At 71.7% G+C, this 14,999-nt stretch carries 8 protein-coding genes; 5 read left to right on the top strand and 3 right to left on the bottom strand.

What is annotated here, in order from left to right; all coding sequences use genetic code 11:
• Positions 1-533 precede the first annotated feature (533 nt).
• Positions 534-2,630: an asparagine synthase-related protein gene (locus ACGFSB_RS07970; RefSeq protein WP_393395866.1), complete on the top strand. Its 2,097-nt coding sequence runs from the start codon at positions 534-536 to the stop codon at positions 2,628-2,630.
• A gap of 111 nt (positions 2,631-2,741) precedes the next feature.
• Positions 2,742-6,017 carry a BTAD domain-containing putative transcriptional regulator gene (locus ACGFSB_RS07965; RefSeq protein ID WP_393395864.1) on the top strand — a complete coding sequence of 1,092 codons (3,276 nt, stop codon included), beginning with the start codon at positions 2,742-2,744 and terminating at the stop codon, positions 6,015-6,017.
• A 105-nt stretch (positions 6,018-6,122) separates the two neighbouring features.
• Here the strand turns inward: ACGFSB_RS07965 and ACGFSB_RS07960 are convergent, their stop codons facing one another.
• Both ACGFSB_RS07960 and ACGFSB_RS07955 read right to left on the bottom strand, forming a co-directional pair.
• Positions 6,123-8,078, bottom strand: a complete 1,956-nt coding sequence (locus ACGFSB_RS07960) for a sigma-70 family RNA polymerase sigma factor (RefSeq protein WP_393395862.1) — start codon at positions 8,076-8,078, stop codon at positions 6,123-6,125.
• A 193-nt stretch (positions 8,079-8,271) separates the two neighbouring features.
• Positions 8,272-9,045, bottom strand: a complete 774-nt coding sequence (locus tag ACGFSB_RS07955; RefSeq protein ID WP_393395859.1) for a TetR/AcrR family transcriptional regulator — start codon at positions 9,043-9,045, stop codon at positions 8,272-8,274.
• 374 nt (positions 9,046-9,419) lie between these two features.
• Between ACGFSB_RS07955 and ACGFSB_RS07950 the strand changes: the two genes are divergently transcribed.
• Positions 9,420-10,778 (top strand): NAD(P)/FAD-dependent oxidoreductase, encoded by a 1,359-nt coding sequence (locus ACGFSB_RS07950; protein WP_393396996.1) that lies wholly within the window; start codon positions 9,420-9,422, stop codon positions 10,776-10,778.
• A gap of 142 nt (positions 10,779-10,920) precedes the next feature.
• The gene (locus tag ACGFSB_RS07945; protein ID WP_393395857.1) at positions 10,921-12,594 is read left to right on the top strand and encodes a SpoIIE family protein phosphatase; all 1,674 of its coding nucleotides are present in this window, start codon (positions 10,921-10,923) and stop codon (positions 12,592-12,594) included.
• 15 nt (positions 12,595-12,609) lie between these two features.
• Here ACGFSB_RS07945 and ACGFSB_RS07940 read toward each other — a convergent pair whose 3' ends face one another.
• The gene (locus ACGFSB_RS07940) at positions 12,610-13,875 is read right to left on the bottom strand and encodes an MDR family MFS transporter (protein WP_393395855.1); all 1,266 of its coding nucleotides are present in this window, start codon (positions 13,873-13,875) and stop codon (positions 12,610-12,612) included.
• Between the two features lie 135 nt (positions 13,876-14,010).
• On the opposite strand from ACGFSB_RS07940, the gene ACGFSB_RS07935 reads away from it, so the two are divergent.
• Positions 14,011-14,559 carry a MarR family winged helix-turn-helix transcriptional regulator gene (locus ACGFSB_RS07935; protein ID WP_393395852.1) on the top strand — a complete coding sequence of 183 codons (549 nt, stop codon included), beginning with the start codon at positions 14,011-14,013 and terminating at the stop codon, positions 14,557-14,559.
• Positions 14,560-14,999 lie beyond the last annotated feature (440 nt).

Genomic DNA, 14,999 nt, shown 5'->3' with positions numbered 1-14,999 from the left:
CAGCACACACAGCGTAGTTCGCCGAATCCCAAGCGTTAAGAGGCGCAGTTCCGGATGGCGAGATTGTTGCCGGTAGGGAAGCGCGCAGGTGCCGGGGTGTGCTCCGGGTGTGTGGCCGTGCGCCTACGTGTGCGCTCTTCACCGGCCATAAGGGGAGCGCTTCCATAGATGGTGCGTGGGTCGGCCCGCTGCGCTGGAGTCAGCGGGCTGGGGGACACCGCCACCTTCATCCCCGCGGGTGGCGGAGCCGGTCCGGGGGGCGAACGCCGCCTCCCGGACTGTGTGTTGCCATGTGAGGTTCCGTCGCGCGAGCTTCCCCCGCTGATTTGGCCGAAAAACGACTCCTCGGAAGCCGGGCCAATTCGCCTCGGCACAAGGGGAAGGGCATGGTTGCGCCCTTCAAGTACCGCTCCCCCGGCCCACATTAAAGGGAGTGCGAGCACCCCCGTAGCCCTTCCTGCGCGCCTCCTTCGTGGCAGCATGGGACCCCAGTTCTTCGATGCACTGGTTGTCCACAGCCTGTGGAGGCAACGATGCGGTGGTTGGTGGGGTGGAGCAGCACTGCCGCGAAGCCTTCGATGGTGGGCTCGGCCGGGGCCACCGGTGAGAACGGCGAGACCGTTCACCCCGTGGGGTCCCAACTGCTCTGGGGTGACCCGGATCCGCTGTGGGCGGTGGGTGACTGGCGTGCCGACGAGGTGCGCACGGTGCAGGCCGACGCGCAGACGCGCATCGCGGTCCTCGGCACCTGCGGGGCGAGCGACGAGGAGCTCAGGGTCGGTCTGTTCGCGGCACGCGGCGGCGCCCTGCGGCACCTGACCGCGTGGTCCGGGAGCTACACCGCGGTCGTCCAGGTCGGGCGCCGCGTCATGGTCGCCGGGGACCTGGCGGGCGCGCGCCCCGTCTTCTACACCCCCTGGGCGGACGGCACGGCCTTCGCGACGGCCGCGCTGCCGCTCGCCGACCTCATCGAGGCCCACCTGGACATCGGCCACCTCGCGGCGCTGCTCGCGGCGCCCGACGTGCCGGAGGCGCTCCAGGACTCGACGCCCTACCAGGGCGTGCGGCGCGTGCCACCGGGGCACGCCCTGATCCTGCGCGCGGGCGCACGGGAGATCGCCGGGTACGAACACGTGGCGTCCCTCGCGGTCGCCGCCGCTTCGACCGACGAGACCAGCGCGGTGGACGGCGTCCGTGACGCCCTCGTAGAGGCGGTACGCACCCGCCTAGGCGCCCCGCGGCACGTCCCCGGGGCGGACATCGACCCGGGGCCCGTGCCCGGCATGGGGCCCGCCGAGCGGCGTGCGGCGCGCGGAATGCCGGTGCCCGGCATCGGTGCCGACCTCTCCGGAGGGCCCGCGTCCGGCACCCTCGCGCTGCTCGCGGCGGGCCTCCCGGGGATGCCGGGCACGGTCCTCGGCCACGGCACGGGCGCGGGGGAGCGGCTCCTCGCCGTCACCTTCAACGACCTCGCGGTCAACGGCCGCGAGGCCGAGCTCGAACGGGCGGGCGCCATCGCGGCCAATCCCCGCCTGCACCACGTAGTGGTCGCCGCGGGCGAAGAGGCTCTCCCGTACGCCGACTTGGACGGCCCTCTCACGGATGAGCCGAGCGCGTCCCTCGTCACCGCCCAACGCCACCGCACGCGGCTCGCGTCGGGCAGCGCGGACCACTTCACGGGGTACGGCGCCCGGCAGGTGCTCGACGCGCATCCGGCACGCCTCGCCGACCTCCTGATGGACCGCAGACGCCGCCATCTGGTGCGCCCCGTCGCGGCGTTGGCGAAGGCGGACGGTTCCGCCGGGTCCGTGATGGTCCCCGCGCGCGTGTACGGCGCCGCGCGCAAGCTCTCCCGGATGTCCTACCGCGCGGGCGTCGACTCGCTCGCCGAGCGCCTCCTGCAACGCCGCTTCGACGAACCGGGCGGGGCCGTGGGGGCATCGCTCGCCGCCCTCGCGTGGGCCAGACCCGGGCCCGCGGCGAGATGGCTGACAGGCGAGGCCCTCGCTGAAGTATCGGTTCGCCTCCAGGACACGACAGGGCGCCCCGGCGCCGGACCCGGCCAGCGACCCGGTGAGTTCCGGGCCCGTGCGGCCCTCGCCCGGCACGCGGCGGACCTGCGCGTCCTGGAGCAGGCCGCCGAGGTCCGCTTCCAGCGCCTGCACGCGCCCTTCCTGGACAACCAGGTGGTCCGGGCCTGCCGCGCGCTCCCCGTCGCCCTGCGCGTCCAGCCAGGGGCTCGCGCCGCCATCCTGCGTACGGTCCTGGAAGGCGCCGGAGTGGCCGAGCTGCCACCCGGCTGGGGGGCTCCGTCCCACGCGTCGTCCGCCGCGGCCTCGCGCACGGGCCTGCGGGTGGCCGTGGACGACTTGATCGCCCTCTTCGACACACCCTTGCTCGCGCAGGCGGGCCTGGTGGAGGCCCGCGTGGTCCGCAAGGCACTGCGCTCGGCGGCAGAGGGAGAGCCACTGCCGCTGGACGGCCTGGCGGACCTGGTCTCCACGGAGCTGTGGCTCCGCCGGTTGCTGTCCCGCAGGGGGACGTGCTGGACGGGGACGCCGGCCCGGCAGCGGGCGGTGCCCACGGGGAGCGTTGTGCCGCAGCGGGGGGCGCTGGGGGCGGGGCGGTAGCTGGATACCCGGCCTTCGTCGGAGCCGGAAAGTCCGGGCAGGTCCCGGAAGGGACAGGCCTGGGAGAGGAAACCCCGCGCCCCAACCCACCCCACCGGCGAGAATGACCCCGTGCGGTACAGGATCCTGGGCACCACAGAGGCGTACGACGAACAAGGGGCACCCCTGCCCGTAGGGGGACGACGCCTCCGCGCCGTCCTGGCCACCCTCGCGCTCACCCCCCACCGCACGGTCTCCGCGGAAACCCTCATCGCCGAGGTATGGGCACCGGACGAGGCCGCCCCCACCGACGCCCCCGCCGCCCTCCAAGCCCTCATCGGCCGCCTCCGTCGCTCCCTCGGCAAGAACGCCATCGCATCGGAACCCGGCGGCTACCGCCTCACCGCCATCCCCGAAGACATCGACCTGCACCGCTTCGAACACCTTGTACGCGAGGGGAAAGCGGCCCTCGACCGCGACGACCCGGCGTCAGCCGCCCGCACCCTGCGCGAAGCACTCGCCCTGTGGCGCGGCCCCGCCCTCGCCGATCTCCCCGACCGCAGCGCGGCGACCCGGCCCGAAGCCCTGCGCTCGGAGGCCATCCGCGCGCGGATCGAGGCCGACCTGCACCTGGGCCGCGCATCCGACGTCGTACCGGAGCTGAGGGAACTCACTGACGCCCAGCCGTACGACGAGGCGCTGCACGCCCTCCTGATCCGCGCCCTGCGCGACGCGGGCCGGGGTGCGGACGCCCTCGCCGCGTACGAGAAGGCGCGCCGCACGCTGGCCGAGACGCTCGGCGCGGACCCGGGCCCGGAACTCCGCGCCCTGCACGCGGAGTTGCTGAGCCCAAGAGAGGCCGCGGCGCCCACCGTCGGGCCACCGGAACGGGCAGAGCGCCCCGACAGACACGACAGGCCCGACAGAACAGGGAACCTCCGCCCCCGCCTGACCTCCTTCGTCGGCCGGGAACCGGAACTCGCCGCCATCCGTTCAGACATACGACGGGCACGCCTGGTCACCCTCACCGGACCCGGCGGCTCCGGCAAGACCCGCCTCGCCGAGGAAGCCGCCACCGGGCATCCGAAGGCATGGCTGGCCGAGCTCGCACCGCTCGACCATCCCGAGGCGGTCCCCGGCGCTGTCGTCAGCGCGCTCGGTCTGCGCGAGACCGTGCTGATGACCAGCGAGTTGACGGTGCCGCAGGACGACCCGGTCGCCCTGCTCATCGAGTACTGCGCCCCGCGCAGCCTGCTACTGCTCCTTGACAACTGCGAACATGTCATCGGCGCCGCCGCCGACCTCGCCCAGACCCTCCTCACGCACTGCCCCGACCTCACCGTCGTCGCCACCAGCCGCGAACCCCTGGGCGTGCCCGGTGAGTTCGTCCGACCCGTGGAGCCGCTCCCGCCCGATCCTGCGCACCGCCTCTTCACCGAGCGCGCCGCGGCGGTGCGTCCCGACTTCGACGCCACCCGTGACCCCGAGGCCGTCGCCGAGATCTGCCGCCGCCTCGACGGCCTCCCGCTCGCCATCGAGCTGGCCGCCGCCCGTCTGCGCCTGCTCACCCCGCGCCAGATCGCCGACCGCCTCGACGACCGCTTCCGCCTCCTCACCAGCGGCAGCCGCACGGTGCTGCCCCGCCAGCAGACCCTGCGCGCCGTCGTCGACTGGTCCTGGGAGCTGCTCGACGAGGCCGAGCGGACCGTGCTGCGCGAGGTGTCCGTCTTCGCGGGCGGCTGGGATCTCGCGGCGGCGGAGGCCGTCTGCACCGGGCCCGCCGCCGACCTCATCGGCGCCCTGGTGGACAAGTCCCTGCTCATCGCCGAGCCCACGGCCAGGGGCGACATGCGCTACCGCATGTTGGAGACCATCCACGAGTACGCGTCCGAGCGGGCCGCCGAGACGCCGGACCTCCGCGCCGCCGCGGGCCGCCGCCACACCGCGTACGTCCGCGCCCTGGTCGAACAGGCCGAGCCGTTGCTCCGCTCGGGGGAGCAACTCCCGTGGATCCAGCGCCTTGAGACCGATCTCGACAACATCCGCGCGGCGCTGCAGCGCACGATCGAGTCCCCCGCGGAGGAGGACGCCCTGGCCCTCGCCCTGGGCATGGGCTGGTTCTGGTGGCTGCGGAACTACCGCAGGGAGAGCACGGAGTGGATCGTCCGCATCCTGCGCCTCGCACCACCGATGGGGCCCGAGGAGCCGATGGGGCCCGAGGAGCCGGAGGGGCCCGAGGGGCCGGATGGCACCCCCGGCGGCATCCTCGACGGTTCGGACGGCGACCCGCTCTACTGGCCCTGGATGAGCCTGCGCCTCCTGCACCTCTTCCTGGTGGCGGAGTCCAGGCCGACGGAGATGCTGTCCGGGGACATCGATCGCGCGTACATCGGGCGGTTGCGGGACATCTTCGCGCGGCCGGTGCCTGCGGCGGCCAGGTTTCCCGGGATCATCTGGCCGATCGCCGTCTTCTTCCTCGACGGCTTCATGATGGCCAGGCCCGCCCTGGACGCGGTGGTCGACAACTGCCGCAGGTTCGGTGGGGATTGGGAGCTGGGCGTCAGCCTGATGTTCCGTACGCACGTGGCGGTCGACGCTCCGGGCAACCTGAGCGGGGTCGACGAGGACATCGCCGAGCTGCGCGTCCTGAGCGCACGTGCGGGCGACCGCTGGATGCGCGCCCAGGTGTCCAGCGCCGCGGGCGAGGCCGCGATGGCGCGCAGCCGCCACGAAGAGGCACGCATCGCGTTCGAGGACGCGCTGCGGCTCGCCGAAGAGGTCGGTGCCTACGCGGAGACGCCCTTCCTGATCGTCCGGCTCGCCGAGATCGCCTACCGCAAGGGCGACCGTGCGGTGGCGGCGAAGACCCTCCAGGAGGCGGAGGTCGAATCCGACCGCTATGGGGTGGCGGATTCCCGCGCCTTCCTGCGGCTGTTGCAGTCGCTGATGGCGCTGGACGACGGCGACGTCGTCAAGGCCCGCGCCCTGTGCGACGCGTGCCGTGAGGATGCCTCGCGCGGCACGCCGCCACCGCAGTTCAACGCCGCGCTTGAAGGCCTGGAGGCCAAGATCGTGGCCGCGGAGTCCGGGCCTGAGCAGGCGCTGCCGATCCTCGCCGAAGGCCTGCGCGAAGCCCTGGAGAAGGACTGCGCGGAGATGATCGTCGCGGGCCTCGTGGACGGTGGGGCCGCCCTGGTGAGCCTGCTCGACGACCATCCGCGCGCGGCCCGCCTGCTCGCTTGCGGCACCCGGCTGCGGACTCCCCATCCGCGCCCCATGCCGGAACTTGTCGACGCCGAGCGGATCGAGAGCGCGGCGCTCGCCGCCATCGGCCCGCGCCGGTACGAGGCCGAGCGCGCGGCGGGCAGCGAACTCACCGCCGAAGAGGCACTCGCTGAGCTGAGCTGAGCTGAAACGAGCTGAAACGAGCTCGACTGGACCGAGCTGTAACGACCCGCAGCTCCCGTACAGCGCTTACGTACAGCGCTCCCGTACAGCGCTCCCGTACAGCGCTTACGTACAGCGGAACCGCGACTGCGCCCAGTCCGCGAGCGCGGCCGAGTCGAACGGCGAGTGCGGCTCGACGACCAGGCGGATCGTCTTGCGCCCGGTCAGGTTCACCTGCATTGGCACCGCCGGATCCCCGCCATTTATCAGCGGCGACTGCCACAGGCGCGCACCGTCCCCGAAGACGGAGAAGCGCACCTTGCCGAGGCCCATCGTCATGTCGTCGACACCGACGACCGCTTCGTACGAAGAGCACGTCCGGTTCAGATCGATGGTGACCGATGACTGCCCGTGGACCGTCACACCATGGCCGTACTGCCGGCCGCCGATGGACAAGCCGTTCCGCTGCCAGACCCAGCTGCTCTCGCCGAGCCGCATCTCGGGCTTGGTGCCGTCACCGACGACGCCGTACTCCAGCTCGCTCCACTGGTAGACCACCGGGGCGGGCGGCGGCGGAGGCGGCGGCTTGGGCTTCGGCTTGGAGGGCGTGGGCTTGGGCGTCGGCTTCGGCTCGGGGGCCGGCGGCTTCGGCTTAGGGGTGGGCGTCGGGGTCGGCTTGGGCTTCGGCTTCGGGGGAGGCGTCGGCTTCGGCTCGGGGGCCGGCGGCGGGGGCTTGGGCTTCGGCTTGGGGGGCGGCGGTTTGCTCGGCTCGACGGGCTGCACCGCCGGGGGCTTCTCGGCGTTCGGCAAATCCTTGGGCTTGTCGCCGCCGCCCGCGGTGAGGGCGATCGCCACGGCTGCCGCCGCGACGACCACAGCCGCCGCGATACCGCCCTTCGCGGGCGCACCGAGCCCCTCGGAGGCGGCCGCACCGCCCGCGGCGCCACCGGACGAACCGCCGCTCGCCGCTGCCGCACCCGCGGCGCCTGCGCCCGCCGCACCCGCGGCGCCACCGCCGACGAGCGCGGCCACTTTCGCGTACCCCGCGGCACCGAACCAACCGATGACCGCGATCGGCACGACGCCGGGAATCCCGCTCGCGACTTCCTTGATCTGGCCCGCGGCCAGGCGGCACTTGGCGCACTCCGCAAGGTGGGCGCGCAGGCCGCGCTCGGCCCGCGTGCGCAGGCTGCCGCGGGCGTAGGCGCCGAGGCGGTCGGCGTAGCGAGCGCATTCCTCGTTCTGGGCGAGCGATGTGCTCACGTGGGCCTGGAGATACGCCTCCTTGAGCCCCTCGCGGGCCCGCTTGGCGAGCACGCGGGTGCCGTTGGCGTCGAGGCCGAAGAGCGTGGCGACGTCGCTCGGGGACTCGTCCTCGACCTCCGTGTGCCACAGCACGGCCTGCCAGCGTTCCGGAAGGCTCCGGAACGCCTGCATGGCCATGGTCTGCTCGGCCTCGTGCATCGCGCGCACGTCCGCGCCCAGGTCGAGCGTGTCGTCGTTCGAGACCTCGGAGCTGCGCGCGGACTGTGCCGCGAACACCGCGAAGTCCTCGACCAGTTGCTCCCGCTTCGCCGACTTCGTCCACCCGGCGGCGACGCGGCGCACCGTGGTGAGCAGATAGGCGCGCACCGCGTGCTCGGGCCCGCTGCCGCCCCGGACCGCCTGCAGCATCCGCGCGAAGACCTCGGCCGTGAGGTCGTCGGCGGTGTGCGCGTCCCGGCAGCACGTGCGGGCGTACCGGCGCACCGCTTCGGCGTGCCTTCGGTACAGCTCCTCGTACGCGGTGTCGTCGCCCGCCCGCATCCGGGCGATCAAGTCACTGTCGGACGGCGGGGCGTCCGAGGGCGTGGGTGCCGTGACCTCGGCCGGTGGAGCGGCGGACGCGGCCGCCTCGCCCCGGACACCTTCCCGCTGCGGTGGAACGCTGGGGTCCGCGCCGACGGGATCCGCACCGCCGAGGCCGCTGCCCGCGGGCCCGCTGCCTCCGGGCCCGCCCTGACTCGGCACCTGTCGAGAGGGCAGCCCAGCGGCTTCCTCGCCCAAGGCGGGGGACGACTCGTCCCGCCCGTCACCACTCATCGCGGAAGCCCCCGCTTGCAGACTCAGACCCGGCCACCGCAAAGAGTGTCATACGGTCGTGCTCCGGCGTACGGCGATGACGGTCAACCACCCGTCCGAGGTGATTTCCCGGATTCGAGCACTACCGTTCACTCATTCGGGGAAGACTCAACCGCCGTGTGTTTAACGGCAGTTGAGCTTCCCCGGTGCCGCGTCACACCGTAGGGCGCGAGCGCAGTCCCTCGAGCAGGATGTCCAGCAGCCGTGAGGAAGCAGCCGCCTGCTGCGCCGCGTCCGGCAGCGCGGGCGCCGCCGTGGCTATCACGAGGAGCACGTCCGCCACGGTCACGTCCGCCCGCAGCTCGCCCGCCGCGCGTGCCCGGTCCACGAGGCGCCCGACGACGTCGAGGAGCTCGACCGCGCCCGGGTCGTCCGCCACCGACTCCTCGGCAGGAGCCGAGCGCTGTTCGACGAGCCGCAGGTCAGGGCCGGACAGAGCCGCCTGCCGCTGCTGCGGCACCCGCGCGTCGTCCTCCCGCGCACCGGCGACTTCGTCGGCGACGCTCACCCGGAGCACCTGCGGCGGCAGGAGCCGCCCCGCGCCCGACGCGACGGACGTCCGCAGGAAGCGCGAGAGCGCCGACCACGGCTCGTCCTCCTGACCGAGCGCCGAACGCGCCTGGTCGGTCAGCCGGGATGTCTCCTCCTCGGCTATGCGCCGGACCAGCACGTCCTTGCTCGGGAAGCGCCGGTAGACCGTGCCCACGCCGACCCGTGCGCGCCGTGCCACGTCCTCCATCGGCGCGCCGTACCCCAGCTCGCCGAAGACCTCGCGCGCCGCGCGAAGGACATGCTCGAGATTGCGCTGTGCGTCCACACGCAGCGGCGTCGAACGCGGTCCGTCCCCCATGTCGCGTCCGTTCCCGCTGGTGGCGAGGGCTGATGCCGACGCCGAAGTCGAAGTCCAGTGAGATTCCTGAATATGCATACGCGTTCCCCCGGTAATGACGTCTCCCCCCGGAGACACTCCCCGCCATTGACTACCGGAGTGTGAGGAGCAAGCCCGATTCCCGAGCCCCGTAGCTGGACCCGACGAGCGCATCCCCCGACACCCCGACAGCACACGAACATAGTTGAGCCAGAGTCAATTCAGAAGGGGCGGGTTCCGCACGGACCGCCCCCCGATCGGAGTACGCGCCGGTTCCGACCCGATTGCACCCCCTGACTTCCCCCCTCTTTGCCCCGCTGACCTGCACACCTTTCATGCGCGCCGCCAAGGCCCCTTCGGCGCGTCGCACGCCCCGACCGGTCACACAAATTGTCGAGGCTGTGGACAAACTCCAGAGCTGGGTGCGTCATGGGGTGGTGAAGGAACCTGTGCGCATTCTCGTTGTGGGCGGCGGCTACGTCGGCATGTACACCGCGCTGCGCCTCCAGCGGAAGCTCAAGCCGGAGCTGAAGCGGGGCGAAGCGGAGATCGTGGTGGTGACGCCCGACCCGTATATGACCTACCAGCCGTTCCTGCCCGAAGCCGCGGCAGGCTCGATCTCGCCGCGGCACGTGGTGGTCCCGCTCCGCCGTGTCCTGGACAGATGCCGGATCGTCATCGGTGAGGTCAAGGCGGTCGACCACGCGAAGCGCACGGCGTCCTTCACCACGCTCGCCACCGAGGACGAGGGCGCGGGCCCCGTCGACATCACGTACGACGAACTGGTCCTCGCCCCCGGCTCCGTCTCGCGCACCCTGCCGGTCCCCGGCCTCGCCGAGCACGGCGTCGGCTTCAAGACCGTCGAAGAGGCCATCGGCCTGCGCAACCACGTCATCGAGCAGATGGACATCGCCTCGTCGACGCGCGACCCGGCCGTCCGCGACGCCGCCCTCACCTTCGTCTTCGTAGGCGGTGGATACGCGGGAGTCGAGGCACTCGGCGAGCTGGAGGACATGGCCCGCTACGCCTCGCGGTACTACCACAACGTCAAGGCCGACGACATGAAGTGGATCCTCGTCGAGGCCTCCGGGCGGATCCTCCCCGAGGTCGGCGAGGAGATGGGCAAGTACACCGTCAGTGAGCTGCGGCGCCGCAATATCGACGTACGCCTGGAGACCCGCATCGACTCGTGCGAGGACCGGGTCGCCGTCCTGAACGACGGCTCGCGCTTCCCCACTCGCACGGTCGTGTGGACCGCCGGCGTCAAACCGCACCCGGTGCTCGCCGCGACCGACCTGCCGCTGAACGAACGCGGCCGCCTGAACTGCACCGCCCAGCTGACCGTCGACGGGCACGCGCACGCGTGGGGCGCGGGAGACGCGGCAGCCGTCCCCGATGTCACCGCGGACGACCCCGGCAAGGAGTGCGCCCCCAACGCCCAGCACGCCGTACGCCAGGCCAGGACACTCGGCGACAACATCGCCGCGTCCCTGCGCGAACAGCCCCTCAAGGAGTACACGCACAAGTACGTGGGCTCCGTGGCGTCCCTGGGCCTCCACAAAGGCGTCGCACATGTCTACGGACGGAAGCTGAAGGGCTACCCTGCCTGGTTCATGCACCGCGTCTACCACCTGAGCCGGGTACCCACCCTCAACCGCAAGGCCCGGGTGCTCGCCGAATGGACCCTGTCCGGCCTGTTCAAACGCGAGATCGTCTCCCTGGGGTCGCTCGAGCACCCGCGTGCGGAGTTCGAACTCGCTGCCGGGGGCAGAGGCCCGAAGGAGTCCTCCTGACCGGAGGCCGGAACTCCCCGCGAGACACCGGCGTCTGACGGATGTCAGTCCGGTCGGCCAGACTGTTCGTGTGACCATGGGCGGGCCAGGACCGCCGGAAACCCCCGCCCGATCCAGAAGCGACATCACGAGGCCTACCGCAGTGAACTTCACGCGCTGGAGCGCCCGGCTCCCCGGAACGCAGCGCCGCGCCGCGGCGCGCACCGACCTGGGGATCTCCCCGCCACAGCGACCCGAAAGCTCCGTCCCCGCGGCCCGCGCCGAGGGCGGCAAGGAGGGCACGACCCTCACCCCCGTCGCCGCCGGCGTCGACCAACTGCCGACCCGTGAGGTGCTCGACCGCGTCCCGGCCCTCGTCGCCCTGGTGCACGGCCCCGAGCACCGCATCGCGTACGTCAACGACGCGTACGCCACCGCCTTCGGCGACCGCCCCGTGGGCGAACCGGCCCGCGAGGCACTGCCCGAGCTGGACGAGCTCGGCCTGCTGCCCCTCCTGGACCAGGTCCTGCGCAGCTCCAAGCCGCGCACGGTCAAGTCCCGCAAGACCCCGAGCGGCCGCTCGTACACGTTCACCTGTACCCCCGTGACGCTCCCCGTGAGCGGCTCCGAGGCAGGGCTCAAGGACGACGGCGTCCTCGTCTTCGCGGCCGACGTCACCGACCACGCGGAGGCCGCCGAGAGGCTGCGGGCCAGCGAGCGCACCCAGCGCGAGACGGCCGTCACGCTGCAACGCTCGCTCCTTCCCCAGGAGTTGGAGCAGCCCGACGACCTGCGCATCGCCGCCACGTATCAACCGGGCGGCACGGAGGCAGCGGTCGGCGGCGACTGGTACGACGTGATCACCCTCGGCGGCGGCCGCACCGCCCTGGTCATCGGCGACGTCATGGGCCGCGGTGTCCGCGCGGCGGCCGTCATGGGCCAGCTCCGCACGGCCGTGCGCGCCTACGCCCGCCTGGACCTGCCCCCGCACGAGGTCCTGCAACTCCTCGACGGCCTCGCCGCCGAGATCGACGCCAGCCAGATCGCGACGATGGTCTACGCGGTGCACGACCCGAACGAAGGCAGCCTCGTCTACGCCTCCGCCGGGCACCTGCCCATCCTCGTACGCGACGAGGGCGGAACGATCCACCGCGCGGAGGAGCCCACGGGCCCGCCGCTCGGCACCGGCGGCTGGCTGCACACCTCGGGGTCGGTCCCGCTGGGCCCCGGCTCGACCGCGGTCCTCTACACGGACGGCCTGGTCGAGCGGCGCAGCGAGGACATCGACGAAGGCGTCGCCTCCCTGGAGCGCGCCCTCGCGGGCGCCACCGGCACACCCCAGGTGGTGTGCGACCGCCTGATCCGCGCCCTGGGAGTGACGGCCGACCACGACGACGACGTGGCGGTCCTCGTCCTCCAGCACCCGGCACGCACCGGCCTGGACGCCGAGCTGTTCCGGAACGCCGCCCTGGAGCTGCTCGGCGGCGTGGAAGCGGCGCCACGCGCGCGTGCCTTCGCCACCGGCGTCCTCGCCAGCTGGCGCTTCCCGCCCGAACTGCACGACCTGGGAGTCCTCGCGGCCAGCGAACTGGTCGCCAACTCCCTCCAGCACGGCACCCCACCGATGAGGCTCCGCCTGCGCCGCACGGACCGCCGACTGATCATCGAGGTCACGGACGGCGACGACCACCTGCCCAGACGCCGCCGCGCCGACCCCGCGGACGAGGCGGGCCGTGGCATCGCGATCATCGCCACGATCGCCTCGAACTGGGGCTCACGACGCACGCCGGGCGGCGGCAAGGCGGTCTGGTGCGAATTCGCCCTGCCGCGCGGGTAGTGGCCCGGTAACGCCCTAGGAGTTGGCCGGTACGGGCTCGGGGGCGCCCTGTGCGACCACCCGGCTCTTGGCCACGTACGGCTGATTCTGCAGCGGAGTGAGCTGCCGCCCCAGTCGTACCGCGAGCACCGTGATGCCGAGCGAGAACAGCAGGAACGTCACGATGTACGGCCCGTGCAGCGCGGCCCCCATCGGACCGCCGACCGCAGGACCGACCGCGAGCGCCAGCTGCTTCACCAGGGCGAAGGCCGAGTTGTACTGACCGACCATCCCGGCCGGAGCCAGATCGGCGACCAGCGGGGCGACGGTCGGCGACAGCATCGCCTCACCGAGCCCGAAGAGCGCGTACGTGGAGATGAACGCGGCGGTGGCCATGGCCTGGCTGCCGTGCCCGAGCCCCGCGTAACCGGCCGCGATCCACGCGACGGCCCAGATCAGACCGACGGCAGCGATCACGCGCGACCGCTTGCGCCGCTCGACGAACTTCAGGACGGCGAACTGCGCGATGACGATCACGGCCGTATTGGCGGCGAGCGCGATGCCCAGGGTCGACGGCGAGATCCCGGCCGCCTCCACGCCGTACGCGGAGAGACCCGACTCGAACTGGCCGTAGCAGGCGAAGAACAGCACGAAGCCGAGCACGCACAGCTGGACCATCGCCTTGTGCCGAAGGATCGCCCGCAGACCACTCTGCGGCGCGGACCCGTCCTTGGGCACGGCGCCCTGGATGGACGGCGCGTGCGGAAGGCGCACGGAGACGACGATCGCGGCGAGCACCAGGAACATCACGGCCTCGATGGAGAACAGCGTCGTGAAGCTGCTCGGGTCGTGCTCGTCGACGATCTGCCCGCCGATGAGCCCACCGATACCGAGCCCCAGGTTCTGCAGAAAGAACTGCATCGCGAAGGCGCGCGTACGCGTGGTGGGCGTAGAACACCAGACGATCATGGTCGCGAGCGCCGGCTGCATCACCGCGGTACCGGCACCGAGAAGGGCCGCCGAGACGATCGCCGTCGGCTCACTGTTCGCGAAGCCCAGGGCGAGGGCACCCACCGAGGCGGTCAGCGCGGCTCCCATGAGTACGGGGAGCGGGCCGCGGCGGTCGATGACGCGCCCGGTGACGGGCAGGACGATCAGCGCGGCCATGGCAAAGGCCGCGAGCACGATGCCCGCCGCACCGGCTCCCAGATCCCGCACCTGCGCCACGTAGACGTAGAGGAACGGAACCGTGAACCCGACGCCGAACGCGCTGAGCGCGCTGCCGACCTGAATACGACGCATCGCTGCGCCCATCGCCCTGGTCACTTTCACCTGCCTTAGGAGTTAGATGTGAAGACTTCGAAGCTAAAGTTAGAAGCTAAACAATACACACAGAAGGACTTCAACGCCAAGCGAGGCCGTGCCATACTGCGGGCCATGGGTGACACTCCCGGCCCCACTGAGCCGACTCTCGAAGAGCAGATCGCCGCCTACCAGCGGGAGTTCCAGGACCTCGACCCGCAGGTCGAGGAGATCGTCTCGGCCCTCGGCCGCCTCAACCGGCGCATGAGCGTCGCCTACGGGCGGCAGACCGCGACCCTCGGCATCAGCAACGCCGAGTGGGAGGTCCTCAAGGCCCTCGTCCTCTCCGGCGCCCCGTACCAAATGGGCCCCGGCGAGCTCGCCAAAGGCCTCGGCCTCACGCCGGCGGCCATGACCCACCGCATCGACCGCATGGTGGCGGAGGGCCTGGTGACGCGGGACCGCGACGAGACCAACCGTGTACGAGTGATCGTCGAGCTCACCGCGGAGGGCCGCGAGAAGTGGCTCGAGGCGATGCGCCTCGCGACGGTGTTCGAGGAGGACCTCCTCCAGGACCTCTCCCAGGAGGAGCGCGGCGCCCTCGGAGAGGTACTGACTCGCCTCCTACGCAGGGTGGAGCACGCCCAGCCGGACGCGGGCGGACGCCTCACCGACCTGGACTGAGAGCGGCTGAAGCGCTCGACCTCGGGCGTTTGACAGTCACCAAGCCGATCCGTAAGGTTCTTCGGGTTGCCACGGAGCCGTAACGGTTCTGCGACAGCACCTCCCGCCGCTGAGAAGCGGCAAACAAACCCTGCACGACATCCCACCGGGAACGATTTCGGCATGTCCGAATTCAATTCCAGGACTCGATTATGAGTAGCCGGGAAGAACCGCTAGAGTTTGAGACGTCGGAACGGCCCAACAGCCGGGAAGACAAGCCCCGCTGACTGGGAATCAGGCCCGAAAGGATCTGGTAGAGTCGGACTCGCCGGAAAGGGAAACGCGAAAGCCGAAAGGCCGGAGCGAGAACCGGAAAGGCACCGAGGAAATCGGACACGAAAGAGTCTGATAGAGTCGGAAACGCAAGAACGAAACACAGAAACACAGTACAAAAGAAACAC

Origin of the sequence: Streptomyces sp. NPDC048441, assembly GCF_043200235.1 — a bacterium.
Lineage (GTDB): Bacteria > Actinomycetota > Actinomycetes > Streptomycetales > Streptomycetaceae > Streptomyces.
The sequence above is the reverse complement of the archived record's forward strand: the minus strand, read 5'-3'. Positions and strand labels throughout refer to the sequence as shown.

What these genes read in the sequence shown, in the direction of transcription:
- ACGFSB_RS07970 (WP_393395866.1), top strand. Translation starts at nt 534, where the DNA reads ATGCGGTGGTTGGTGGGGTGGAGCAGCACTGCCGCGAAGCCTTCGATG.
- ACGFSB_RS07960 (WP_393395862.1), bottom strand. Translation starts at nt 8,078, where the DNA reads ATGAGTGGTGACGGGCGGGACGAGTCGTCCCCCGCCTTGGGCGAGGAA.
- ACGFSB_RS07955 (WP_393395859.1), bottom strand. Translation starts at nt 9,045, where the DNA reads ATGCATATTCAGGAATCTCACTGGACTTCGACTTCGGCGTCGGCATCA.
- ACGFSB_RS07940 (WP_393395855.1), bottom strand. Translation starts at nt 13,875, where the DNA reads ATGCGTCGTATTCAGGTCGGCAGCGCGCTCAGCGCGTTCGGCGTCGGG.
- ACGFSB_RS07935 (WP_393395852.1), top strand. Translation starts at nt 14,011, where the DNA reads ATGGGTGACACTCCCGGCCCCACTGAGCCGACTCTCGAAGAGCAGATC.